The sequence below is a fragment of the Thalassospira lucentensis genome, from assembly GCF_032921865.1.
GTDB lineage: Bacteria > Pseudomonadota > Alphaproteobacteria > Rhodospirillales > Thalassospiraceae > Thalassospira > Thalassospira lucentensis_A.
This window is the reverse complement of record NZ_CP136684.1, coordinates 1,862,440-1,887,500: the sequence shown is the minus strand read 5'-3', so window position 1 is coordinate 1,887,500 and position 25,061 is coordinate 1,862,440. Positions and strand designations below refer to the sequence as shown.

Here is a 25,061-nt window from a genome sequence, read left to right as displayed (position 1 = left end):
CGACTGCGGGTGTTCTGATCCTGATGCCGATCATTTTCCCGACCGATGGCGGGCAGAATGCCGCCATCAGCGCCCTGCGTGGCGCGGGGGATAAATGGGTCCCGACGATCCTGCATCTGGTGTCATATATATGTGTGATGATTCCGGCTGGTTATTATCTGACCTTTGTCGCCAGACTTGGCGTTGCTGGGCTGTTCTGGGGCATTGTGATTGCAAGTCTTGTCGCGGTTAGCGGCCTTGCGATCCGGTTTGCGATTGTATCGGGCCGTCCGATACGGGCCTATCAGCAATAAACGGGCACATCATTACCAAAACAGAAGGTCCGCGCGGTTATCCGGCGGACCTTCTGTTTTGGTCTTCTGGATGAATACAGTGCTACGAACGCACGGCATCGAGTTTAAGCTGCGGCATCAGCAGATCGCAAAATGGCACGACAAGTGTATCGAGTGCGGAAGCCGCGCGTGCTGCGTCGATACGGATGATATGCTGTTCGATATCGCGCTGGGTCGCAAGATCGCCCAAGGGCGAGAGTTCCGGCAGGGCTTCGACAAGGGTTGCGTAAAATGCGATGTGATCCTCGCGCGCGGTTCCCGCCGCAAGATTGCCGAGATGGTTATAAAGCGCCATCGCAAGGAACCAGCGGCAATAGGGCATCAAGCCTTGCAGGATTTCATCACGTTGCTGCGGCTGAACATATTGCTGCAAATCGGGATCAAGCCAGACCGCATTTTGCACCCCGGTAATGAACGCATTGCGAAGAGCTGGATTGGCATCATTGAAAAAAACCGCCGTCAGCCAACCAGAAAGATCATCAAGCGCAGCGCGCCGCGTGTCCGGAGTTGCCTTGCGATCAAAATCAAGGGCCGGCATCGGCGGCAGACCCGGCATCGCAAGAGTGGCCACCGCCGGATCGATCAGCGCATTGGCAAGCCAAACCTGATGCCAGATTTGCATCGGTCTGAAATAGGGTTCCTTTTCCGATCCACCGGCTTCGATCCAGCTTTCGAGCAAATGAGCCCGTCCAAGCGATATGCCAATACGAAGCGCGTCTTCAAAGCCCATCCCGCCACGCAGAAATGGATCACCCAGCATATCTTCAAGCAAGGGCAAGGCAGCAAGCACATGGTCGGAACGAAGTCCTGCGCCCACCGGCTGATAAAAACCGGACGCATCCCGATGACCGATCAGGCTACGCGCATGCCTGCCAAATGCCCCCCAGAAAGTCAGCCGAACCGGTTCGGCACGCTTGCGCCAGAGCGGGCGGGTCATGTGCCAGCTTTCGGTTTCGATCAGAGACATTGTCACCGAAGCAGCCAGCCGGGCAAGAGGTTTTGCAATGGCACCATCAAGTTCATCCACAGAACCGACATGGGCAATAGATAGCCGCCAGCCGGGCCGTTCATGCGGATGACGATCAAGCCATAAATGGGCGAACCCGTTTGAACCACCCCGCTCAGCCGCAGGTGCAATCAGATCAAAGAACAGGGCAAGCGATGCCGGTATTTCGGGCATATCGTGATTGCCAAGCGGATCACCAACCTGCCAGGTCCGGATCATCACGTCTTCCGCATCCGGGCGATCCCGGAAGAATGGCGGCAGGAAGCCTGCATACTGATCGTTTGCGGATGTATCGGTCATGGATCGCCTCGCAGTGTCACGGCGTGCCTGGCATCACCGCATTTTCATCAGGGTATATATGCCCGTGCTGATACCCAACGAATTGCGACCGGTCAATTGGCACGGCTTTTCAATCACGCCCATCAGGCCCGCGTCAGGCCCGCATGACCAAGACTTGCTTCGCGATAAACAGAAGGCGGCATTCCCACCAAACGACGGAAATCACGACTGAAATGGGCATTGTCGGTGAAGCCGCACCAAAAGCCGATCTCGCCCACGGTCAGGCTTGTACCATTCAGCAGTCGGCAGGCCTCCCGGACCCGGACGAGACGAAGCAGATCGGAAAACCGGCTGTTGGCCTGTTGCAATCGACGTTGCAAGGTTCGGCCTGATGTATCCAGCGCAGTGGCGACATCATCAATCGTCCAACTGCGCCCGATATCATGTTCCAGCACCGCGCACAGCTTTTGCACGACAGGTCGACTGTTCCCGACAGTCGGGGCCGTTCCGGGCATATTGGCCATGAACGGATAGCCTGATGAGATGGCAACATAGCTTTGCCAACTGATGCGGAAGCGTAAAGCGCGTCCAGCAAAATCGAGTTTCTTGACCAGCTTCCCGTTCCGGATCACCGAAATGGCTGGGCCGTGGCTTGGCAGGATCGCACTGCTGACATTTTCCACACCAACCGCTTCGAGCAAACCAACCATGAACCCGTGCAACAGAAGGTTTTCAACCCGTGCCGGGGGCTGCCCGCGCACAGCGCCGCGATGCAATGTCAGTGATTTGCCGGTCGCTTGATAATCTGTCCGGCTACGGGCGTGGGAATATCCTTCGAGACGATGCCAGCGATCGGCGATCAGTTCGGGTGTCGTTCCCTGACGCAGCATGGTCAGAACCGGCTGCTGTTCTTTAAGGGCAAGATGACGCCCGAGACGAACCAGCACGGCAGGACCGTTGGTTTCTTCGAGCGAAAGCAGGATGCTGCGCAGGCGCGAACTGGTGATGACGGTGCCATCGGATACCAGATCATAGCCCTTCGGCAACCAGGCCAGTTGCCGGATTAGCGCAACATGCAAACCGAACGATACGAATTCCTGCATTACCCGTCACATTTGGAAATTACTATTTGGCGCGATCATACAAACATATGACTTGGCTGTCAGCTTACCGCTGAAAATGTCACGAAGCTGTTACATTGATCACTTTTGCGCCCTGACATAATGATTTCGAATGGTTCCATCGCATTCCGTTGCACAGATCGGGATGAGTGTGCGACTCTGTTGGTATTCTCTTTGCAACTGAAAGCCATATCGTGATCAAGGTTCTGTTTGTCTGTACCGGAAATATCTGTCGTTCACCCACCGCCGACGGCGTTTTCAGGACCATGGTCAGCAAGGCGGGGCTTGGTTCACATATCGAAGTCGATAGCTGTGGCCTGTCGGGATATCATGTTGGCGAACAGGCGGATTCAAGATCACGGGAGATGGCCGCAAGCCGCGGATATGATTTATCCCCAATAAGATCCCGCAAAATCAGTCCGGCTGATTACAGAGATTTTGACTATATTCTGGCGATGGATAACGGGCATCTGGCCGATATGCAACGGCAATCACCAGTCCAGCATAACCAAAAACTTTCACTGTTTCTTGATCATCATCCGGATCGCAAAGGCCAAAGCGTTCCCGATCCCTACTATGGTGGAACAAACGGCTTTGTTTCGGTTTTTGATATGATCGAGGAAACATCAAAAGCCCTTTTGGCCCATATTCGGGAAAAGCACGGAATCTGATTGATGGCATTACATCCGGTAACGCAGAAGATTGCCGAACTTACCGGTAGTGAGGTTGTCGCATCCCGCCCGCTTCATGGGGGTTGTGTCGCCGATGTCAGTCAGATGGAACTGCAAGATGGCCGAAAAGTGGTGGTCAAGCAGGGGGGCGAGGCCAACCTTGCGATTGAAGGGGTCATGCTGGCCTATTTCGGTTCGCATTCCCCCATCCCCTGCCCCGCAGTTTTACATGCCGATCCCACGTTGCTGATCATGGATTTCATCGAAAATGATGGCCACGTGAACGGCCAGGTCCAGCGTGATCTGGCTAATCTGCTGGCCGAACAGCATAAGGTTACACAAAAACAATTCGGGTTGTCGTTCAACACCCTGATTGGCGGCCTTGATCAGCCCAATCATCCGACAAATAGCTGGGTCGAGTTTTTTCGCGATCACCGACTGCTTTATATGGCAGATCAGGCGACCAGGTACGGGCGGTTACCCACCACTCTTTTTTCCCGGATCGAAACACTTGCGGCAAAACTTGCTGATCTTCTGCCGTCAGGTGATGCCCCGTCCTTGTTGCATGGCGATTTGTGGGGCGGGAATATTCTGTGTCATAAAGGTAAAATTGCAGGACTTGTTGATCCGGCGATTTATTATGGAGACCGCGAGATTGAACTTGCCTTCGGTACATTGTTTGGTGATCTGACACCTGCATTCTTTGACCGGTATGGGCAAATTTTCCCGATCCAGCCGGGATTCTTTGAAGAACGCCGCGATCTTTACAATCTTTATCCACTTTTGGTGCATGTTCGTCTTTTTGGTGGATCCTATGTCGGGTCTGTGGATCGCATTTTGACACGTTTTGGGGTATGAGGCCTCAAACCCGTATTCAAACACAAAAAGAAACGAAGCTTATGAGAACCGGAATACTAGTTGTCGCAACAGTTTTTGCCACCGCGATCAGCATTGCTGCTGTTGCACATGAAGGTGCAAAAGGTGTCGTAAAGGAACGGATGGATGGCATGGAAGTCATGGGCAAGCAGGTCAAGATGATGGTGCCGATGTTAAAGGGGGAAACCCCCTATGACCCGGCGAAGGTCGAACTGGCTGCCATGAAAATCAGCAGCCATGCAGGCTCGGCCTTTACCGAACTGTTCCCGACCGGTAGCACCACCGCGCCATCCGAGGCGTCGCCTGAAATCTGGGAGAAATGGGACGCGTTTTCCCGACTGTCAGATGAACTTGCCATAAATGCCGACATGCTGAAAACGATTGCCGCCAAAGATGCCGCATCGGGTAGCAACGACACCAGCCAGTTTGACGATGCATTCCGTAACGTTCTGCAAACTTGCAAATCCTGCCATCAGCAGTTCCGTGCCGACTAGGCAGATGGGAAGCCTGAATATGACAAAGGCCGCCCCGGAAGGCGGCCTTATATTCATTAAAATCGAAAAACCTAGCGGCCGATCATCGCAAAAAACTCGCGCCGTGTGATCGGATCATCGCGAAATGCACCAAGCATGCGGCTGGTCACCATCGACACACCGGTCTTGTGAATGCCGCGTGTGCTCATGCATTGATGGTTCGCATCAATCACAACCGCAACACCAAGCGGATCAAGTTCTTCCTGAATGGTGTTGGCGACCTGTGCCGTCATTTTTTCCTGAATCTGCAAACGCTTGGCATAAACCTCGACCACGCGGGCAAGCTTGGAAATACCGACAACACGGCGGCGCGGCAGGTACGCAACATGGGCCACGCCGATAATTGGCACCATGTGATGTTCACAATAGGACTCGACCCGGATATCGCGCAACACGACCATTTCGTCGTAACCGTCGGTCTCCTCGAAGGTGCGGCGCAGAATGTCCGCCGGGTCCTGTTGATAGCCTGCGAAGAACTCGCCGTAGGATCGCACGACACGGTCTGGTGTTCCGCGCAGACCTTCGCGGTCGGGATCGTCGCCTGCCCAACGAAGCAGTGTACGAACGGCTTCTTCTGCTTCTTCACGCGACGGGCGTTTAGCGACGCTGGTTTCGCTGCACATATGGTTTCCTCTTTATAACTCTGTCCTGTGGGTCATGTGCTCCCGACCCTGAATTCTGTCAGTTCATTTAATTAACGGTGCGTTGGCTATGCGGACTGTCGAGCGAAAATGCCGGAATTTCAATATCAAACCGGTTTCCATCCATATCAGTCATTTCATAGGTACCAACCATAAAACCGCTTGGCGTCGCCAATGGCGCGCCGCTTGTGTAATTGAAACTTTCGCCACTGGCCAGAACCGGCTGTTCGCCGACCACCCCCGATCCGCGTACTTCCTGTGTCGAACCACGGGAATCGGTAATGCGCCAGTAACGGTTTAAAAGCTGTACGGTTTTCGGGCCCTGATTTTCGATGACAACCCTATAGGCCCAGACATAGCGATGACTGTCCGGGTCCGATTGTTCATCAAGGAACACCGGTTGCACGGATACTTTAATGTCGCGGGTAACGGATGAATACATGCAAAACTCCAGGCCAATCTTTATGCGGTCCTTCTGCCAAGGGCGTTGCGCTGTTACGGCGTTGCTCGGCTTTTATTTAGACAGTCCGGGTTCCAAGTGCCAGATGTCTGTCATCAAATTAAAATCCCCATCACATTCGATCCGCAAAAGAAAAGGCGACCCGCGCAGAGTACGGACCGCCTGATTTAGGCATTTTGCCGAATCTGCTGTGTCTTATACGCGCAATGCCGCGGTCAGATCTTCCTTGAGATCGTCGATGTCCTCAAGCCCGACCGAAAGACGCAGCATGCCCTCGGTGATCCCCATCGTGATCTTGTCTTCAGCCGGAACACGCTGATGAGTCGTGGTCCACGGGTGGGTTGCAAGACTTTTGGCATCACCAAGATTGTTCGAAATATCAATAAGCTGCAGGTTATCAAGCAACGAAAAAGCAGCCGATTTGCCGCCAGCGAGCTCAATCGCGATCAATCCACCGCCACGTCCGGACATCTGTTTCATGGCCAACTCGTGCTGCGGATGGCTTTCGAGCCCTGGATAGATAACGCGCGATACCTGCGGCTGTTCCGAAAGGAACCCGGCAAGAGCTGTTGCGTTGCGGATATGCTGATCGACACGCAGACCAAGTGTCTCGAGCCCCTTCAGGAGAACCCATGCGTTGAACGGACTCATGCTGGGGCCAGTGTGACGCAGGAAAGTCGTCAGGTGATTATCGTGCCATTCCTTGTCATTAAACAGGATCGCACCACCAAGACAGCGCCCCTGACCATCGATATGCTTGGTCGCGGAATAGACAACAATGTCCGCGCCCAGTTCAATCGGCTTTTGCAGGATCGGCGTCGCAAATACGTTGTCGACAACCACCTTCGCCCCGGCCTTATGCGCCAGATCAGCGACAAAGGCGATATCGATAACTTCAAGGGTCGGGTTCGACGGGGTTTCGATAAAGACCGCATCAGCCGGTTTGGACAGTGCCTTTTCCCATGCAGCATGATCGGTACCGTCAACCAATTCGGTTTCAACACCAAAACGCGGCAATAGGGTTGTCAGGATAAATTCGCAGGATCCGAAAAGTGCCCGTGATCCTACGACACGACCACCGGCCTTGGTACAGGCAATAAGCGCATTCCAGACGGCCGACATGCCCGATGCCGTCCCACGGCAATAAGACGCGCCTTCAAGCAGCGCCAGACGTTCTTCGAACATCGCCACAGTGGGGTTGGCAAAGCGGGAATAAACAAAACGTTCCGGGCCGGTGCCATCAAAGGATGCTTCGGCCTCGGCGGCTGTATCGTAGACATAGCCGGAATTCATAAAGATGGCTTCGGAGGTTTCATTAAAACCGCTGCGCGCCGTACCGCCTCGAACAGAACGGGTGGCGGCACGCCATTTGTCGGAAGCCTTTTTATCGGTCGTCATCGTATCGCTCCTATATGCCCGGTCATATTGGCATTCGCCGGACACAAAAAAACCCTGACCGGCATGATGGGTCAGGGCCGAAGCCACGGTTACCCTCTTTAGCGATTTTTTACGTGGCCGCAAGCCGGTCGACAAATCCCACGATGGACGTGACGATACGATCTGCTTTACCCGGCGTCAAGCACCGCGCTTTCGCCTGCTTTGACCAGATACCCTTTGGCTCCTCCGTGCATATGCTCTCTGGACCTTCACGCAATGTTGAAAGCAGTTCATGAGCCCTCCGCGTTTTTTCCCTCTAATGTTCGACCAAGACATGTAATCCTTTGGAAACGGCTTCTGATGCGAATGCCGTAAAGACAATAGAATCAATGGCCAAGACACAAACAATGACGGCAGACCAGCATTCCCACGATACCACCGATAAAAGTCAGGCAAAAACGGCCCGAACTTCGTCGTGGCGTAAACTGTTGCCGGTTTTGATCCTGATTGCCGGGCTGGTACTGGCGTGGGCAAGTGGTGTTGTCGATTATCTATCGTTTGAAACCCTGCGCGAAAATCGCGAAACCCTTCAGGCTTTCGTCGCTGAGAATCCTGTTTTGAGTGTTGTCGCCTTTATGGCGTCCTATGCCATTGCCGTTGCCCTGTCACTTCCGGTCGGGTCGTTGCTGACCATTGTTGGCGGTTTCCTTTTTGGCGCGTGGTTCGGGACGACCTATGTCGTCATCGCCGCCACCATTGGCGCAACGGTGGTTTATCTGGCAGCACGTTACGCATTTTATGATTTGATGCATGCGAAGGCCGGCAACGCCATCCGCAAAATGGAAGCCGGTTTTGCCGAGAACGCCTTCAGCTACCTGATGGTTCTGCGTCTTGTGCCTCTGTTTCCCTTCTGGCTGGTCAATCTCGTTCCGGCTTTGCTAGGCGTGAAGTTTCGTTCCTTTGTTATGGGAACCGCGATTGGCATTATTCCGGGGACATTCGTTTATGTTTCCATCGGGGATGGCCTTGGGGCCCTGTTTGATCAGGGAAAGACACCCGATCTTGGTGTTATCTTTGAACCCAGGATTTTGACCCCGATCATCGGCCTTGCCATTCTGGCACTTGTTCCGGTGATCTATAAGAAATTCCGTAACCGCAATGGCGGGACAAACACCTGATGAATGAAGTGATCAAAACCGACATCTGTGTGATCGGTGCCGGTTCCGGCGGGCTTTCCGTTGCCGCAGGGGCGGTGCAAATGGGCGCAAGAGTTGTCCTGATTGAAAAGGGCAAAATGGGTGGTGACTGCCTGAATAGCGGTTGTATCCCGTCAAAGGCCCTGCTCGCCGCAAGCCATGCCGCAAGTAGCGCACGGGCGGCATCGCAGTTTGGCATCACTACCGGTCCGGTTTTGGCCAACTTTGCGCATGTCATGGATCATGTGCATTCGGTCATCGCCGATATAGCCCCCCATGATTCGGTTGAACGGTTTGAAAAGCTTGGCTGTACTGTCATTCAGGCAGAAGCCCGGTTCACCGGCCCCGGGGAAGTGATCGCCGATGGCAAATGCGTGCAGGCAAAACGGTTTGTCATTGCCACCGGTTCGCGTGCTTCTGTACCACCGATTGACGGCATTGCCGATGTTCCGTTCTTTACCAACGAAACCATCTTTGAAAACCGTACCTGCCCGGATCACCTGATCATCATCGGCGGCGGCCCGATCGGCCTTGAAATGGCACAGGCATATCGCGAACTTGGTGCAAAGGTTACCTTGATCGAAATGTTCACGATCCTTCCGAAAGACGATCCCGATCTGGTTGCCGTCATCCGCGACGAGATCGAGACGGCGGACATAAGCCTTTATGAAAAGGTCAAAACCAAGCGGATCGAACCCCATGATGACCAGATTCGCGTCATGATCGAACGCGATGGCACAGAAATCACGATTGAAGGCAGTCACCTTCTGGTTGCCACCGGACGCAAGCCAACGGTCGACAATCTTGGCCTGGATGAAGCTGACGTCACGTACAGCCCACGCGGGATCGAGGTAGACAACCGCCTGCGCACAAGCAACCGGAAGATATTTGCCATTGGCGATGTTACCGGCGGCCTGCAATTTACCCATATGGCCGGTTATGACGCCGGTATTGTTATCCGCAATGCATTGTTCCGGTTGCCTGCCAAAATTGATCACAGCGCGGTTCCCTGGGTGACATATACCAGCCCGGAACTGGCACAAGTCGGCCTGAACGAAACGGCTGCGCGCGAAAAGTTCGGCGATGCGATCCGGATCGTGACCTGGGACTATGCCGAAAATGACCGCGCGAGGGCCGAAGCCCGAACCAAGGGCTTTATCAAGGTCGTCACCACCCCAAAGGGAAAAATCCTTGGCGCGGGCATTGTCGGCCATCAGGCCGGGGAACTAATCGGGCTTTGGTCGCTGGCAGTATCAAAGAAAATGAAGATCGGTGCCATCGCAGGGATGATTGCCCCCTATCCAACACTTGGCGAACTATCCAAACGCGTTGCCGGGGCGTGGTATACGCCCAGCCTGTTTAACGACAGAACCCGAAAGATTGTCCGTTTCCTTCTGAAGCTTGGCTAAGGCAGCGGCACCCGAGCAAGCTTCTGAAACGCTGTACATTTTTCCCGGTCTCTGGCTAACATTCGTTATGGAACGCCCTCATCTCAAACTGCCCCCATGGGCCAAATCACTGTCGGCACGTTTGCTGGTGCTGACTGTCGGCTTTGTCATGCTGGCAGAGATTTTCGTCTTTGCACCGTCGGTCGCGCGCTATCGGGTTGACTGGCTCAAGGCCCATCTTGATTCCGGCTATCTTGCCGCCCTGGCGCTGGAAGCGACTCCCGATCAGATGATTCCTGACGATCTGGAGAAGGAATTGCTTTCCAATGCCGGGATAGAGGCCGTTATTTTACGCCGCGATGATCGCAAGCTGTTGCTTCAACGCGACGATATGCCCGCCAAAGTGGATTACGACGTCGATCTGACGACCTTTTCCATCCCGATGGCTTTGTACGATGGTCTTTCAACCCTGACTCAACCACATGACCGGATGTTACGCGTCGTCGGCATGCCCTCCATGGCACCGGATTTCGAAATAGAAATACTGGTTCATGAAGAGGGACTGGCCCATGACATGCGCAATTTCGGCTGGCGGGTGATGGGACTGTCACTGGTGATTTCGTTCTTCACCGCCGGTCTGGTTTACTTTGCACTGAACCGGCTTCTGGTCCGGCCAATGCGGACATTGACCAGTGACATGATCCGTTTTCGCGAAAATCCGCAAGATCAGGGATCGGTCATCGTGCCGGATGACCGCGACGATGAAATTGGCATTGCAAGACACGAACTTGCCAACATGCAACATGATCTGCAGGCGATGTTAAATCAGCGACGCCGTCTCGCAGCCCTTGGAACTGCGGCAACAAAGATCAGTCATGATCTTCGAAATGCACTGGCAACATCGATGCTGATGACCGAAAAACTGGCCCAAAGCGAGGATCAGGAAGTCCGCGCTGTTGTTCCGCGCCTGTTATCGTCGATGGAGCGTGCGGTTTATATCAGTGAACAAACCCTGTCCTTTGCCCGCGAGGCCCCGCCAACACTTGATATCGCCCGCTTTACCCTGATCGAATTGATCGAGGAAATTCGCGACCAGATATTGCTGCAAAATGGCGGTGAAAATCTTCTGACGCCAGAAAACCCTGATGCGATCAAGGAACCGTGCAAAGCCAAAATCCAGATTGACCTGCCGGCCGAGTTGATGATTGAAGCCGATTACGATCAGCTTTTCCGCGCTTTCAGCAACCTTATCCGCAACCCGCTGGATGCCGGTGCAACCAAAGTTACTATCAAACAGGCATCAATCGCAGCTGCGGATAATACGGACGCATTCGTAGAAATCCAGATCATTGATAACGGCCCCGGTCTGCCTGAAAAGGCGATCAAAAATCTGTTTGTTCCCTTCGCCGCCACTGGCAGAAAAGGCGGCACCGGTCTTGGTCTGGCCATTGCGCGCGAACTTATCCTTGCCCACAAGGGGGACCTTCGCCTTAGCGCCACCGGACCGGACGGTGCGATATTTTGCGTGACCTTGCCGGTTATGGCCTGAAGGCAAATGCGCAATAAATAGATTTTATCTATCGAATTTAAATTAACATTCGATTTTACCGAATGACTCTGATTTGGCATTCTTGGCTTAAGGCGATGCTGGACCGATATCCCGATCCCCGATCCGCTCCTGACCCAAGGTCTGGCATCGCCACCTTCCCCAGAATCATGGTCTTTCAAATTCCCTGCGCGCCGCATCGATTACCGGTCGCATAAAGCACCCTTCTGCGTGATCGTTGATCAATCCCATCGCCTGCATGAAGGCATAAACGGTGGTTGGACCGACAAATTTCCAACCGCGCTTTTTCAAATCTTTGGAAATCGCCACCGACGTATCGGACATAGATGCCGTTTGTGGTCGTTCAACAGGCTGTCCCTGTGGCTCGAACCGCCAGAAATAGGCCGCAAGCGATCCTTCTGCTACCACCATTTCGCAGGCACGGTTAGCGTTATTGATGACAGCTTCGATTTTGCCGCGATGGCGAATGATACCGCTATCCTGCAATAACCGTTCAACATCAGATGTTGTGAATTTCGCGACGCTATTAAAATCGAAATCATCAAATGCCGCCCGGAAATTTTCCCGCTTGGCCAGAATGGTGCGCCAGCTGAGCCCTGACTGAAAGCCTTCCAGACAGATTTTTTCAAACAACCGTCGATCATCACCAACCGGAAAGCCCCATTCCCTATCGTGGTAAGCATCAAATTCCGGTGCTGCATCACACCATTTGCAACGTGTTTTACCGTCTGCGCTGATCGTTGTGGTCCCCATCTTCGCCCCCTTTAGTCATTCCTGAAAATGTCACGCCATCAGGAACTCCAAGCGCACATCCGTTCTGGCAGGAGTGATTTCAATGATTTCGGCCTTAACAACCTTTTCGGCAACAAATGGGTCTGCGTTTACACGCCTCGTCAGTTCCTCATACGTTGTGTTATGGGCAAGAATTCCACCACCGAGATTTGGTTGAAGGCTTCCGACAACCAGAAACACACCATCGTCAAATCCCTGGCTGATCCATTGTTTATGGTCCTCCATGAATTGCGGTGCCTTTGCCCGGTTGTCCGAAAACGTCAGTAAAATAGTGAACATTGAGATTCTCCGAATGGCTTGCGTAATATTTTCCCGTTTCAGGTGCGGTTCGAACCAATCTGGGCATCCAGCCAATCGCACATTTGATTGACTTCCTGCCGCACGAATTTCTCATCCCCAAAGGCATTGGCAAGAGCCGCAACACCCTGGCTTAGGGCGAGCAAATGCATCGCCAGATCATCAGATCTCTCCGCACAGCCAAGTCGCTCGAACTGGCGACACAACCAGATGCGGAAAAGGGTGAAAAGTCCTGCAGCATCGCTTTGTGCAGCATGGCCAAGTTTTGCCAGTTCGGCAGAAAGTGTGCCGACCGGGCAACCGTAACGCCGGATTTTTTCCCCGTTGACGATCAGAATATGGATGAAGCTTCGGATACGGGCGGCCGGGTCTTCTCCCTCTGCCTCCCAATGATCGAGCATCTGTTCGGTATTGCTCAAACGCAGATTGATCACGGCATCAAGGATCTCGTCCTTGGTTTTGAAATGATAATAGAAATTACCGCGCGATATGCCGACTTTCCCCGCGATATCGGCAAAGGAGGTCGGCTCGAACCCCTGTTGATAAAACAGCTGATCGGCAGCCTCGACAATCCGATCCCGCGTACCTTGTTCCACAGCCATTCCTTTTCGTCCCTATTGTGAGTACCTGAAACCCGATTAGGACAATTGACCTACTTCATTAGGTCAATTGTCCTAAATTGTCAATGAGACAAACCACTGCTTATTTGACAGTCCGCCGACAGAGGAAAACAAAAAGAAAACCCCGCATCAAAGCGGGGCATCATTAGAGACTGGAAAATTGAAAACTCAGTCGCGCCAGAAGGCTGGGAAAAGCAGCACCAGAACGGTGAAGACTTCCAGACGCCCGATCAGCATACCGATCGACATCAGCCACTTCGCCCCGTCCGGCAACGTCGCGAAATTCCCCGACGGCCCCACAATCGGACCAAGTCCGGGGCCGACATTCGCGATGGCCGTGCCGGCACTTGAGACTGCCGTGATGAAATCAAGCCCCATTGCACCAAGGGCAGCAGCCAGAACCACAAAGCAGAACACGAAAAGGAAAAAGAAGCTCAGCACCGATTCCGTGACGTCTTCGGAAAGCGGTTTGCGGTTATAGTAGGCAATGAAAACACCATGCGGGCGGAGCATGTGTGAGAGCTGGATTTTAGCGATTTCATAAAGAACCTGAAGGCGGAAGATTTTAACCCCGCAGGTCGTCGATCCGGCACAGCCCCCCACGAACATCACAAAGAAAAACACTGTCACAGCAAACGGTCCCCAAAGCCCGTAATCCGTGGTGGCGTAACCGGTGCCGGTCATTACCGATACAATGTTAAAGGACGTGTATCGAAGCGCATCCAGAAACGCGACATTATTTGTTTCCGAATGCCAGATGCTAAGCCCCAGAATGATGGAGCCAGCAATTACCACGAACCAGCGGACCTGCCCATCCACAAACAACGCAGACGCCTTCCCCCGCAAGGTTTGCAGATAAAGAATGAAGGGCAACGCACCAGCAGCCATACCCAGCGTGATAATTACATCGATAGCGGGGTTATCAAAGTGCCCGACCGACGCATCCTTGGTAGAGAAACCGCCTGTGGCAATTGTCGTCATTGCGTGCGCAATTGCATCAAATCCCGGCATACCCGCCCACCACAACAAGATGGCCCAGATAACGGTGAAACCCAAATAAAGGCTTGCGATACCTACAGCGATCTGGGTGGCACGCGGAAATGCCTTGTCCGACTTATCGGAGTTTTCCATACGGAAAAGCTGCATCCCGCCGACACGCAGCATCGGCATGACCGCAATCGCCATAACAATAATCCCGATCCCGCCAAGCCACTGCAAAAGTGCCCGCCACAACAAAATCCCGGGCGGGGCCGTATCAAGCCCGACAATCACGGTTGAGCCCGTGGTCGAAATCCCCGACATGGCTTCAAAAAAAGCGTCGGTATAGCTCATATCGAGGTCGGAAAACGCAAATGGCAGTGCCGAAACTGCGGTCAGAACAAGCCAGCTTGCGGTTGTCAGAATAAAAGCCTGACGCGATGTAATTTTAAGATTGTCGGTCCGGTTCATCATCACCAATGCACCGCCAATGAAAAGCGATACTGCCGATGCCGCCGAAAATACCAGCCAATCCCGCTGCCCGTAATAAAGATCCACAAGAGCCGGGATAAACATCCCGACCGACAGGGTGCATAGCAGAATGCCGATAATAAAAAGGATTGGACGAAAATCGATCAATGAACAGCCCCGCACCATGTTTTGCCCCCGGTCTTTGTGAACCGGGCATCACATGTGTTCGCAATTATCTCTGACATTCTGCCTTGCATAACCGAAAAACCGGCCGCGTTACATCTTCTTCCGTCAAACGAAGCGGAATTCTTGGCACATGCCCCGCCAATGTCCAGCTTTTAAACATATGGTTCCTGCGCCGATTATGATTTCATGCCCGCAATCATGCAGCTATGCGAATTGCGCCTATCAGCCTTGGCATAGCTTGTTTGCTGCCAATTCCGGGTTGGCATGACTTGCCAAGGCCGCTATATCGCTTGCAGAACAAAATTCAAAACCGAAAGATTCAGCGGAAATGTCCGAACTCGCCAAAACTTTTATTCTGACGATTACGTGCCCGGATACATTCGGGATCGTCGCCAGTGTCACCAGCTTCCTTGCCGAGGAAGGCGCGTTCGTCAACAAGCTGGAGCAGTTCGGCGATCCGCAAAGCAACCGCTTTTTCATGCGCGTGAAATTCGATGCGGGCCGCGCCTTGCGCACGAAGGTCGAGTTTGCCGATAAATTCGCCAGCCTTGCCGATAAATTCACAATGCAATGGGAACTTCATGATTTCCATCGGAAGCCAAAAGTGTTGCTGATGGTGTCAAAGTTTGGCCACTGCCTGAACGATCTGCTGCACCGGGTTGCTTCGAACAATGTGCATATCGAAATCCCGGCTATTGTTTCCAACCACGAAGACATGCGCGGCATCGTCGAATGGTACGGTATTCCGTATTACCATCTGCCGGTAAACAAGGAAACCAAGGCAAGTCAGGAAGCAAAACTTCTGGACATCATTGACGAGCACGACGCCGATCTGGTCGGTCTGGCGCGCTATATGCAGGTTCTGTCAACGGATCTGTGCCGTTCGCTCGAAGGACGCTGCATCAATATACACCATTCGTTCCTGCCCAGCTTCAAGGGGGCAAAACCCTATCATCAGGCGCATTCACGCGGCGTGAAACTGATCGGGGCAACTGCCCATTATGTCACCGCAGACCTGGATGAGGGTCCGATCATTCATCAAGCCATCGAACATGTCGATCACACGATGACGGCCGAGGATATGGTTGAAATCGGGCGAGATATCGAATCTGTCGTTTTCTCGCGCGCGATCCAAATGCATTGCGAACATCGCGTTTTCCGTAACGGGAATAAAACGGTTGTCTTCCGCCGATAAGAGGCTGGCAAAAAATATCTGACACCAACAAACCACCCGTCGTAATGACTGGTGGTTTATTTTTTGATATGCATTACCACCTAAGAAAGTAATGAACGCAATCGACAAAATGGCCGATAGAAAACATGCGAATTTTCGAATAAGTTATACTCAGGGACAGTAAAATTCTCTGAATAACAATAACTTGCAACGAATGACGTTGCCCTAGAGCTACCTTGGGGGCTTTCCGTGCCTGGAAAGAAAATCTATTTCGCTATCGTTTTGTGCATTTTGCTGGTTGTCGGCTTTCTGACCACGAGTTTCGTAAGTTTTTACGTCGCCCGGCAATCACTGGAACAGCAAATTGCTGAGAGCACACTACCGCTGACAAGCGACAATATCTATTCCGAGATCCAGCGTGATCTGCTGCAACCGATCTTTATTTCATCATTGATGGCACAGGATACTTTTGTCCGGGACTGGACGCTCGCCGGGGAAAATGATCCGGAACAAATCATCCGCTATCTCGGTGAAATCCAGATGCGATATGATACTGTCACGTCCTATTTCATCTCGGACAAGACCCGGAACTATTATCACCCGACCGGTGTGATCAAGCAGGTATCCGAAGATGATCCGGCCGATTTCTGGTATTTTCAGGCACGCGACGATCAAAAGCCCTATGAAATCAATGTCGATCATGACACCGCGGATCGATCACGTCTGGCGGTTTTCGTGAATTATCAGGTCCGCGACTATGACGGCAATGTCATCGGCATCACCGGTGTTGGCTTATCCGTGAACTCCGTTACCCGCCTGATCGAGACCTATCAGAAACGTTATGGCCGAACGATTTACTTCGTTGATCTGGAAGGGCGGATCACCCTGCACGGCAGCGGCTTCGGGACATCTGAAACACTGCACGACCGGGACGGAATTCGCGCCCATGCTACCCAGATTCTGACTTCTCCGGGATACTCCATTACTTACGAAGACCATGGTGAAACCTATTTCGTAAACAGTCGCCTTGTTCCGGAATTCGGCTGGTTGCTGCTGGTGGAACAGAAAGAACACATCGGTGACCAGAAGATCGAAACCACCTTCCTGATCAATATCGCTGTCTCGCTTCTGATTACCGCGATTGTCGGTATTGCGGCTTATCTGACGATCCGGAACTATCAAAACCGCCTGGAAGAACTGGCATCACGTGACAAGCTGACCGGCGCATGCAACCGGCAGGTCTTTGATCTTGTGTTTGAAGGTGTGGCCAAATCCTGCAAACGGCGTGCGGAACCTTTAGGCGTTGTCTGTATCGATCTTGACGAGTTCAAGGAAGTTAATGACACCTTTGGCCATCCTGGCGGCGACGCAACGCTTAAGGAAGTTGCCACCACCATTCGCCGTCATTCCCGTGAATCCGATACTTTGTGCCGCTGGGGGGGTGACGAATTCATCCTGCTTCTGCCCGGCCTTAGTCGCCAGGAAGCAATGACGAAAGCACGGGAAATTTCCGACGCGATCCGCGAACATCCGGTACGCTTCGGGCGAGATAACATTCTGGTCACGGTTAGTGCAGGTATCACCGAATATCGAGACGGTGAAGAGTTTGAAACACTTATAACTCGTGTTGATAACGCGCTTTATACTGCCAAAAATGCCGGCCGCGACCATATTTCAGTCGCCTGACTGGCCTCGTCACACAAATGAAAACGGCCCCGAAATCGGGGCCGTTTTCATTTAAATCCGTTATATCGTTTAATCCGCGATATAGGCTTCTGCGATCTGGACCGCGTTCAACGCCGCACCTTTAAGCAACTGGTCACCGGCAACAAACAGTTCCAGACCATGATCACCAAAAATCAGGTTGGAACGGATACGGCCGACTTCGACGTCATACTGTTTCGTCGCATTGATCGGCATCGGATAAACATTGTTCGCCGGATCGTCTACCAGCTTCACACCCTTGGCATTGGCCAGCGCTTCACGTGCAGCCGCCGGGGTAACAACCTTTTCGGTCTCCACGACAATCGCTTCGGAATGGGTCCGCTCAGTCGGGATACGCACGGCCGTGCAGGATACTGGCAGGTCCGGTTCGCCAAATATCTTGCGAGTTTCCCAGGTGACTTTCATCTCCTCGCGGGTGTAACCGTTTTCCTGGAAGCTATCGATATGCGGGATGACGTTGAACGCCAGCGGATGAGCAAAAACCTCGGCAGGAACAGGTTTGCCTTCAAGACCCGCCGCCAAGCCTTCACGCAGCTCGTTCATACCTGGCTGACCGGCACCCGATGCTGCCTGATAGGTCGAAACGATGACCTTTTTCAGGCCGAATGCCTTATGCAACGGCCACAGCGCCACAGCTGCAATCGCAGTGGTGCAATTCGGGTTGGCAATCAGCTTGGCGGTCTTGGCAAGGTCACCATTGATTTCCGGCACGATCAACGGCACATCGTCATTCAGACGGAATGCCGAAGAGTTGTCGATCACCAGCGCGCCCTCGGCAATCTGCGGAGCAAATTCCTTGGCGAAATCACCGGAAACTGCAAGGAAGACAATGTCGCACTGTTTGGCTTCTTCAACCGAAAACAGTGCGATGGTCTTAGTGCCGTACTTAGTCTCCACGGTCTTGCCTGCCGAACGCTCGGACGCGAACAGGGTAAGTTCACCCACAGGGAAGTTGCGATCAAACATAACATTGATCAGCTCGACGCCAACCGCACCGGTTGCGCCGATCACACCGACATGGAGATTTTCGGCACTCATAATAATTGTCTAACCTCGTATAAAAATTGTTGTCGTTTTCGACTTACGCGATTGCCCGCGGGCCGCGCATTATAAGGATTTCTTTTGCGTTGGCAAATGTAGCTTGCTGCATCGCACGCTTGCACGGCAATCTTGGAACTCAAACGCGCCCCGAAACGAGTTGTTCCATGCATTTCCCTCGGGATTTTGCGCGAATTTTTGCCCTTTGGCAGGTTTCCGGCAAGCCGCCGCCCAGTTTAGTTAGAATCTGGGCCTTGTCGATGATAACCGCCACACCCCAGCCATTCTACTTTAATACTCAATCGCGCCAGAACGCTGGCAACAGAAGCACCAGAAGCGTTTCAAACTCCAGCCGGCCAAGCACCATCGCAACATCAAGAATCCATTTCGCGGCATCGGGCAGCGACTGGAAATTGCCCGCAGGACCAATAATCGGGCCAAGACCCGGGCCCACATTGGCAAGTGCCGTTGCCGCCGCACTCATCGAGGTCACCAGATCAAGGCCGGTCAAAGCCAGTGCGACACTGATCGCGATATAGCTGATCGTCAACAGGAAGACATAGACCGTTACTGCATTATAGATGTCGGACGTGATCTCATGTTTGTCGATCCGGCTTACAATCACCGCCGACGGACTACGAAGCCGCATGAAATGTGCTTTAAGCCCGGTAAACACCACATAAAGCCGGAACATCTTGAATCCGCCCGCGGTCGAGCCGGAACACCCGCCTATAAAGGTCGCAAAGAAGAACAGCATGATCGCGGCCGGGCCCCACTGCAGATAGTCCCCCGACGCGTAACCCGTCGTGGTAATCACCGAAACAAGGTTGAACGCTGCCATGGTCAGCGATCTGAAAAACCCGTCATCGGAAATATGCATCAGACGCAGGGTCAAAAGGCCGGTGAAAACCGCAATGATCAGCAGGAAAATCCGAATTTGCTGATTATTTGCTATCGCGCGAATATCGCGTTTGCGCACCAGCACGGCATAAGCGGTAAACGGCAAAGCACCTGCGAACATGAAAATGATACCAACCCAGTGCAGTGCCAGACTAGAATCGAATTTGGCAAATGACAGATCGGACGTTGAATATCCACCGGTCGCCAATGTCGACATGCCATGATTTATCGCATCAAACCAGGTCATGCCGAAAATCCGGTACAGAACCATACAGATGACACTAAGACCGACATAAATCACCACGATCTGCAGGCACATATCGCGAATGCGGGGGCTCAGCTTTTCTGAACGATCCGAACTTTCCATCTGGAAAAGCTGCATCCCGCCGACCCTCATCATCGGCAGCAGCGCAAGTGCTGTCACAATAATCCCGATCCCGCCCAACCACTGCAGGATAGACCGCCACAGCAGAAGTCCCGGCGGCATGTCATCAAGCCCCGAAAGAACCGTAGAGCCGGTCGTGGTCAGCCCCGAAACAGTTTCAAAAACCGCATCGCAAAAGCTGATATCAAGGGACGAGAACCAAAGAGGAAGGGCACCGGTAAGACTGACTGCAACCCAGGAAAACACCGTCAGAACATAGCCCTGACGTGCATTAACACGCGGACCGATTTCCGACCGGCAGGCAAGGCAGGCCATGCCCCCAAGACCGATACTGGTCATTGACGCCTGTGCGAAGATCTTCCAGTCGGGATTACCATAATAAAGGTCGACAGCAGCCGGGATCATCATCGAAACACCGATGATAATGACCATTATGCCTACGACGAAAAAGATGGGCTGCAGTCGAAACAAGAACGATGTCCATGCCTAACTCGGGAAATCCGCTTGTACAGCCAATTGACAACGATTGCATCCTGTTATCGCAGACGTGTCGGGGCGAACGGAGTCAAAGCCGCACATTTCCCGGGATTTCAGGACATTATTTTGCCGTTGTTTTCGACTGTTCTTGCGCAAGCCATTCATGTCATTCTGTATCTTGATTGCATCACTTGGGTCCAATCACCAAACCATCGAGGTTGCTTTGAGACGCTGTTTTCGTTTTATCCTTCTGCTCGCCATTCCCGTCGCATTTGCACTTGCGATCTATATGCAGGACAAAGCGGTTCATGCTGCTGACGATACCCCGTCACATGGCGAACAAAAGGCGTTAGAGGCACAGGGCCGGGATGTTCTGGTTATTGATGGCGATACGATCATGATTGATGGTGTCGTTGCAGACATCGCCGGCATTGATGCTCCCGAACTTGGTCAGCAATGCCTGCACAATGGCAATTTTTGGGACTGCGGTATGTCATCAGCCATGCAGCTTCGCAAATATTTCGCCATGGCTCCCTTTACCGTGCGCTGCTGGCCCGGCGATCAGGAACATTCCGGCAAAGAGGATGATTTCCCGATTGTCGAATGCGGTATTGGTGAACGCGATGTGGCTGCTGCCATGGTCAGTGACGGTGAAGCCCTTCCGATCGAAGGATATTCCCATCGTTATGACGGTCTTTCGGAAGAAGCCGAAAATGCCGGGATCGGTATTCATGGCGGCGATATGATCCCGCCATCCGAATGGCGGGCTGGCAACCGGCTTGATGGTGAAAGCGGTCGCTGCCTTTTCGCGCCCGTTGGGAATGAGCACTATATCGGTACTCTGGACCCCCGCTATGAGAACCTTATTGCGGATAAGGCAAAACTTCTGTGCAGCGACGAGCAAGCCCGCAAACAGGACCTTTCTTACGCACCGATAGAAAAATAAGCCAAACTGATCGAACGGTTTCAATGAGAAATCCGTCCTGTACCTAAACAGCGGTCTGGCATCAAATTATTTTGGGAAAGCTTGGAGCGGGTGAAGGGAATCGAACCCTCGTATGCAGCTTGGGAAGCTGCCGTTCTACCATTGAACTACACCCGCGAAGCGGCGGTTTTATAGCCCGGTTTCGAGGTCGGTGCAAGCCCGTCCCCGATACCGGGTTCATTTATTTTGGATGACCTAACCGTCCGCCGGAACCAGTCGCCAGACCGCGCTGGCGTGGTCATCGGACACCAGTATCGATCCATCAATATAATGCTTTACGTCCACCGGACGACCAACAACTTCCCCGTTGCTACGCAGGAAACCATCCAGGAAAGGATTGGTTGCCACAGGTTCACCATTGCGAAACTCTACCCGGACAACCTTGTAACCATCCGGGATCGTCCGGTTCCATGATCCGTGTAACGCCACAAGCGCATCACCATCATCAAAGGTCAGCCCCAACGCGGCATTGTGCGCGTTAAAGGTAAAGGCCGGAAAGGTGACTTCAGCCGGGGGCGTTTCATTGGAAAACTGCGGGGATCGCGTATCGTTTCCTGCATACCACGGATAACCGTAAAACAGCCCCTCGGTGGGTGCATGGTTTAACTCTTCGCGCGGAACATCATCGCCAAGGTTATCTCCGCCATTATCGGTAAACCACAAATCACCGGTGTCGGGATGAAAGGTCAGCCCGACCGAATTACGGATGCCGCTGGCATAGATTTTCGGTGCCCCGCCACTGATCGGCATGGAAATGATCGTCCCTTCAAGCCCGCTGACCCTGCAGATATTGCACGGCGCGCCAACGGCAATAAACAGACGGCTTTGATCCGGCGAAAGTGCGACGTAACGCCAACCATGATGGCGCTTGTCAGGCAGGTTGGTAAACAGGATGCGCGGGCGCCCCAAAGCACTTCCATCAAAATTTGAAAGGTCGTAGGACACAACCCGGTGCTGATCGGCTACAAACAAGGTACCGGGCTTATAGGCAATGCCATTGGCCATCTTGAAGTCATCAGCAATCAGATTGACCTCCTCGCCCTTGCCATCCCCATCTGCATCACGCACGAAATAAAGATTGGGACCACGCGTTCCGACGAAAATGCCCTTCAGTTCCGGGGCAACCGCGATAGAACGCGCATTATTTACCGGGGCAAACAATTCAAGCCGATAACCGCTTTCAGGCCGCAAAAGTGACATGGCTTTTTGCGTTTGTGCAGGTAGCTCTTGTGCGATGACAGGGGCCGATATGCCCGTAATCGCAAGGGCGCAGAACCCAAGCCAAAAACAGAAATGCCCGGCCCATCGGACCGTTAATGACGGTTGACGATAGCGAGCCGGGCAATTTTGATTTTGCATCGTGTCCTCCTTTTCGGTCCAACAGGCCTTGAGAAAGATACGATAAGATATTCAAGACCGATTAGCGAACGCGCTCGGATATCGGCGCGTTAACCGAGAGTTCCATATCCCACGGGAAATAAATCCAGGTATCCTGGGAAACCTCGGTCACAAAGCTGTCGACAATCTCGCGACCAAGCGGCTTGGCATAGACTGTCGCGAAATGTGCCTTTGGCAGCTTTTCACGTACGGCCTTCGCGGTTTTGCCGGTATCGACCAGATCATCAATGATCAGCATGTCCGTGCCATCACCTTCGATCCCTTTAAGCCATTCAAGATCGCCGCGCGTCTTGTCAGAGTAACTGCGAATGCAAACCGTATCAATCAGACGGATATCAAGTTCACGTGCAATAATAGCAGCCGGAACCAGCCCCCCACGGGTAATCGCGATAATGCCCTTATACGGACCTTTTTCCAGCAGACGCCACGCCAATGCACGTGCGTCGCGATGCATCTGTTCCCAGGAAACCGGGAAACCTTTGTTATAAGCAGCTTCGCTCACAAGCTTTCTCCTGCGCAAAAAACGGATCGCCTGCTGACTATCAGCCCCAATCATGGGAAAGATCGAACAGCGGTCGATATTCTTCGTAAATTTAAGGCGCTTTCCTACGCTGAGTCATCGCTAAAGACAAGGGCCGGGACTATTCCTGTTTAAAGAATTGATCAGACGTTCACCGGGTGTTGACCAAAATTTAGCCGCCAATTGTCTTAACTATACCGCCGCTCCCAGCCGCGCCTTAAGCAGATTGGCAAAATCAGCGCCCAGCTTTGCAATCGGGACAGCCCAATCCCCCGGTGCTTCCTGCCGATAAATACGCATTGTCGGATACCACGGACTGTCGGTCCGCCCGACCATCCACCGCCAGTCTGTCGTATAAAGCTGCAACATCCAGACCGGCACACCAAGTGCCCCGGCAAGATGGGCAGGCGCACTATCGATTGTAATGACCAGATCCATCGCCTTCATCAACGCGGCACTGTCACCGAAATCATGAATATGTTCACCCATGTCGGTAATCAGGGCATTGGCGCCAAGTCTGGCTATGTCGCCCCGCCGCTCATCGACCTGAAAACTGTAAAAACTTGCCCCTTTCTGCGCCATAAGCGGCATCAGCAGTTCAAGCGGGCAGGATCGGTCACGCGGATTAAGCTTGCCTGCCCATATCAGCCCAACCTTAAGCACTGTACCCGATGGCGGGCTTAATCGTGCCTGCTTGCCTTTCGGCGCGCTCAGATAGGGTTCGGCAGAGACCCGATGCAGTTCCGCTTCGCTGATTTTCATGACATGCGGCAGGCTAAGGAGCGGGACATGCAGATCAAAGGGGGGCAATTTCGCCCCCTTTTCAACAATCGTTCCGACACCGGCAATCGTGCGCATCACCGGGATCAATTCCGATCTGCATTCAAGAATGATATGCGCGGCCTTCTTCCCTACCAATGGGACAAAACGGGCAAACTGGATCATATCGCCAAAGCCCTGCTCAGCACGCAGCAGCAGTCTTTTGCCGCGTAAATCGGCCTTTCCATCCCATTCCGGAACAGATTCAAGCGGGCGGATCGGATTATCGGCAAGCTTGCGGCGCGTTTCATATCCGGCCCAACCCGTTTCGTACTGGCCTGTTGCCAAAAGTGCCAGTGCCTTGTCCCAGTTTGCATCGACATAATCGGGATCAATGGCCAAAGCCGCATCAAAATGTTTGATAGCCTGCTCGAACCGGTTGGTATCGCGATAAACCAAGCCAGCATTGAACGGATGCGATTTGATTGATGCATCAAGTTCCAGCGCCTTGTCATGAGCCGCCGCGGCCTCATCGAACCGCATCATTTCACGCAGGCAGTTACCCATATTTGACCAAAGCCCCGCATTGCCGGGGCGCAGTTCCGCCGCCCTGCGATAGGCGACAAGTGCGGCATCAAGCCGTTTACTGCGCCTAAGCGCGACACCAAGGTTATTCCAGACATCGGGCTGATCAACGTTTTGCCTGAGAACCGTACCATAAAGCGAAATTGCTTCTTCAATCCTGCCAGACTGATGGGCATCAAGTGCACGGGTGAACATTTCCGATTTGCCCGAGCGTCCGGCGATTGCGGGTGCCCCGGGGAATTGATTAGCCACTTTTTTGACTGCGTCGTTTTTTGTCTGTGGCAATTCTGGAGTTTCAGGCTTGGGAACAGCAAAGCCCGGCAC

The 25,061-nt window shown here is 53.0% G+C and carries 24 protein-coding genes, 1 tRNA gene and 1 riboswitch (1 of these 26 running past the window's edge); of the genes, 10 read left to right on the top strand and 15 right to left on the bottom strand.

The annotated features are described in order from the left end of the window. On the top strand, positions 1 to 293 hold the 3' end of the coding sequence (locus R1T41_RS09320; protein WP_317341360.1) for an MATE family efflux transporter. 1,144 nt of this gene lie to the left of the window's left edge; 293 of the gene's 1,437 nt are visible here — the last part of the coding sequence; its start codon lies beyond the left edge, outside the window; its stop codon occupies positions 291 to 293. An 82-nt stretch (positions 294 to 375) separates the two neighbouring features. Here R1T41_RS09320 and R1T41_RS09315 read toward each other — a convergent pair whose 3' ends face one another. Further along, a complete protein-coding gene (locus R1T41_RS09315; protein WP_317341359.1) occupies positions 376 to 1,638 on the bottom strand; it encodes a hypothetical protein in 1,263 nt (420 codons plus the stop codon). A gap of 122 nt (positions 1,639 to 1,760) precedes the next feature. Continuing rightward, entirely contained in the window at positions 1,761 to 2,720 is a 960-nt protein-coding gene (locus tag R1T41_RS09310; RefSeq protein WP_317341357.1) for an AraC family transcriptional regulator, read from the bottom strand. 167 nt (positions 2,721 to 2,887) lie between these two features. Between R1T41_RS09310 and R1T41_RS09305 the strand changes: the two genes are divergently transcribed. Genes R1T41_RS09305 through R1T41_RS09295 form a run of 3 tightly spaced genes read left to right on the top strand, consistent with a single transcriptional unit; the run spans position 2,888 to position 4,779 of the window. Further along, positions 2,888 to 3,409, top strand: a complete 522-nt coding sequence (locus R1T41_RS09305) for a low molecular weight protein-tyrosine-phosphatase (protein ID WP_317341355.1) — start codon at positions 2,888 to 2,890, stop codon at positions 3,407 to 3,409. A gap of 3 nt (positions 3,410 to 3,412) precedes the next feature. Next, positions 3,413 to 4,267: a fructosamine kinase family protein gene (locus R1T41_RS09300; RefSeq protein ID WP_317341353.1), complete on the top strand. Its 855-nt coding sequence runs from the start codon at positions 3,413 to 3,415 to the stop codon at positions 4,265 to 4,267. A gap of 41 nt (positions 4,268 to 4,308) precedes the next feature. Next, the gene (locus R1T41_RS09295; RefSeq protein WP_317341352.1) at positions 4,309 to 4,779 is read left to right on the top strand and encodes a cytochrome c; all 471 of its coding nucleotides are present in this window, start codon (positions 4,309 to 4,311) and stop codon (positions 4,777 to 4,779) included. A 71-nt stretch (positions 4,780 to 4,850) separates the two neighbouring features. Here the strand turns inward: R1T41_RS09295 and folE are convergent, their stop codons facing one another. The 3 genes from folE to metZ all read right to left on the bottom strand — a co-directional run bounded on the left by folE (position 4,851) and on the right by metZ (position 7,317). Next, complete coding sequence (gene folE, locus R1T41_RS09290) at positions 4,851 to 5,441, bottom strand: GTP cyclohydrolase I FolE (RefSeq protein WP_062952206.1); 591 nt, start codon at positions 5,439 to 5,441, stop codon at positions 4,851 to 4,853. 67 nt (positions 5,442 to 5,508) lie between these two features. Next, positions 5,509 to 5,901, bottom strand: coding sequence for a Co2+/Mg2+ efflux protein ApaG (apaG, locus tag R1T41_RS09285; protein WP_062952207.1), 393 nt, complete (start codon positions 5,899 to 5,901; stop codon positions 5,509 to 5,511). A 213-nt stretch (positions 5,902 to 6,114) separates the two neighbouring features. Further along, positions 6,115 to 7,317: an O-succinylhomoserine sulfhydrylase gene (gene metZ, locus R1T41_RS09280; RefSeq protein WP_097053216.1), complete on the bottom strand. Its 1,203-nt coding sequence runs from the start codon at positions 7,315 to 7,317 to the stop codon at positions 6,115 to 6,117. Positions 7,318 to 7,394: 77 nt separating this feature from the next. Beyond that, positions 7,395 to 7,469, bottom strand: a riboswitch (SAM riboswitch). A gap of 234 nt (positions 7,470 to 7,703) precedes the next feature. On the opposite strand from metZ, the gene R1T41_RS09275 reads away from it, so the two are divergent. The 3 genes from R1T41_RS09275 to R1T41_RS09265 all read left to right on the top strand — a co-directional run bounded on the left by R1T41_RS09275 (position 7,704) and on the right by R1T41_RS09265 (position 11,429). Then, positions 7,704 to 8,474 carry a TVP38/TMEM64 family protein gene (locus tag R1T41_RS09275; protein ID WP_297013392.1) on the top strand — a complete coding sequence of 257 codons (771 nt, stop codon included), beginning with the start codon at positions 7,704 to 7,706 and terminating at the stop codon, positions 8,472 to 8,474. Continuing rightward, the gene (locus R1T41_RS09270; protein ID WP_317341351.1) at positions 8,474 to 9,901 is read left to right on the top strand and encodes a dihydrolipoyl dehydrogenase family protein; all 1,428 of its coding nucleotides are present in this window, start codon (positions 8,474 to 8,476) and stop codon (positions 9,899 to 9,901) included. The genes R1T41_RS09275 and R1T41_RS09270 overlap by 1 nt, the downstream gene beginning before the upstream one ends. A 67-nt stretch (positions 9,902 to 9,968) precedes the next feature. Continuing rightward, on the top strand, positions 9,969 to 11,429 hold the full coding sequence (locus R1T41_RS09265) for a HAMP domain-containing sensor histidine kinase (protein WP_317341350.1): 1,461 nt from the start codon (positions 9,969 to 9,971) through the stop codon (positions 11,427 to 11,429). Positions 11,430 to 11,594: 165 nt separating this feature from the next. Here R1T41_RS09265 and R1T41_RS09260 read toward each other — a convergent pair whose 3' ends face one another. From R1T41_RS09260 to R1T41_RS09245, 4 genes are all read right to left on the bottom strand, one after another. Further along, complete coding sequence (locus tag R1T41_RS09260) at positions 11,595 to 12,200, bottom strand: DNA-3-methyladenine glycosylase I (RefSeq protein ID WP_317341348.1); 606 nt, start codon at positions 12,198 to 12,200, stop codon at positions 11,595 to 11,597. Between the two features lie 30 nt (positions 12,201 to 12,230). Next, positions 12,231 to 12,518: a hypothetical protein gene (locus R1T41_RS09255; RefSeq protein ID WP_317341347.1), complete on the bottom strand. Its 288-nt coding sequence runs from the start codon at positions 12,516 to 12,518 to the stop codon at positions 12,231 to 12,233. Positions 12,519 to 12,556: 38 nt separating this feature from the next. Next, positions 12,557 to 13,138 carry a TetR/AcrR family transcriptional regulator gene (locus tag R1T41_RS09250; protein ID WP_317341346.1) on the bottom strand — a complete coding sequence of 194 codons (582 nt, stop codon included), beginning with the start codon at positions 13,136 to 13,138 and terminating at the stop codon, positions 12,557 to 12,559. A 186-nt stretch (positions 13,139 to 13,324) separates the two neighbouring features. Beyond that, positions 13,325 to 14,773 carry a TrkH family potassium uptake protein gene (locus R1T41_RS09245; protein ID WP_082832781.1) on the bottom strand — a complete coding sequence of 483 codons (1,449 nt, stop codon included), beginning with the start codon at positions 14,771 to 14,773 and terminating at the stop codon, positions 13,325 to 13,327. 346 nt (positions 14,774 to 15,119) lie between these two features. Here R1T41_RS09245 and purU point away from each other — a divergent pair, with 346 nt between their 5' ends. Continuing rightward, on the top strand, positions 15,120 to 15,986 hold the full coding sequence (purU, locus tag R1T41_RS09240) for a formyltetrahydrofolate deformylase (protein WP_317341344.1): 867 nt from the start codon (positions 15,120 to 15,122) through the stop codon (positions 15,984 to 15,986). 228 nt (positions 15,987 to 16,214) lie between these two features. Next, positions 16,215 to 17,651 carry a sensor domain-containing diguanylate cyclase gene (locus R1T41_RS09235; RefSeq protein WP_062960139.1) on the top strand — a complete coding sequence of 479 codons (1,437 nt, stop codon included), beginning with the start codon at positions 16,215 to 16,217 and terminating at the stop codon, positions 17,649 to 17,651. 69 nt (positions 17,652 to 17,720) lie between these two features. Here R1T41_RS09235 and R1T41_RS09230 read toward each other — a convergent pair whose 3' ends face one another. Together R1T41_RS09230 and R1T41_RS09225 are read right to left on the bottom strand one after the other, a co-directional pair. Further along, positions 17,721 to 18,728 carry an aspartate-semialdehyde dehydrogenase gene (locus R1T41_RS09230; protein WP_062952216.1) on the bottom strand — a complete coding sequence of 336 codons (1,008 nt, stop codon included), beginning with the start codon at positions 18,726 to 18,728 and terminating at the stop codon, positions 17,721 to 17,723. A 298-nt stretch (positions 18,729 to 19,026) separates the two neighbouring features. Then, complete coding sequence (locus R1T41_RS09225; protein ID WP_062952217.1) at positions 19,027 to 20,445, bottom strand: TrkH family potassium uptake protein; 1,419 nt, start codon at positions 20,443 to 20,445, stop codon at positions 19,027 to 19,029. Between the two features lie 208 nt (positions 20,446 to 20,653). Here R1T41_RS09225 and R1T41_RS09220 point away from each other — a divergent pair, with 208 nt between their 5' ends. Further along, the gene (locus R1T41_RS09220; RefSeq protein ID WP_317341342.1) at positions 20,654 to 21,436 is read left to right on the top strand and encodes a thermonuclease family protein; all 783 of its coding nucleotides are present in this window, start codon (positions 20,654 to 20,656) and stop codon (positions 21,434 to 21,436) included. A gap of 82 nt (positions 21,437 to 21,518) precedes the next feature. On the opposite strand, the gene R1T41_RS09215 is transcribed toward R1T41_RS09220, so the two are convergent. The 4 genes from R1T41_RS09215 to R1T41_RS09200 form a co-directional block, all read right to left on the bottom strand. Continuing rightward, positions 21,519 to 21,592, bottom strand: a tRNA-Gly gene (locus R1T41_RS09215). A gap of 78 nt (positions 21,593 to 21,670) precedes the next feature. Further along, positions 21,671 to 22,675 (bottom strand): PQQ-dependent sugar dehydrogenase, encoded by a 1,005-nt coding sequence (locus R1T41_RS09210; RefSeq protein ID WP_317341341.1) that lies wholly within the window; start codon positions 22,673 to 22,675, stop codon positions 21,671 to 21,673. A gap of 220 nt (positions 22,676 to 22,895) precedes the next feature. Further along, on the bottom strand, positions 22,896 to 23,375 hold the full coding sequence (gpt, locus tag R1T41_RS09205; protein WP_062952220.1) for a xanthine phosphoribosyltransferase: 480 nt from the start codon (positions 23,373 to 23,375) through the stop codon (positions 22,896 to 22,898). Between the two features lie 210 nt (positions 23,376 to 23,585). Then, positions 23,586 to 24,932, bottom strand: coding sequence for a tetratricopeptide repeat-containing glycosyltransferase family protein (locus tag R1T41_RS09200; protein WP_317341340.1), 1,347 nt, complete (start codon positions 24,930 to 24,932; stop codon positions 23,586 to 23,588). Between the last annotated feature and the right edge of the window lie 129 nt (positions 24,933 to 25,061).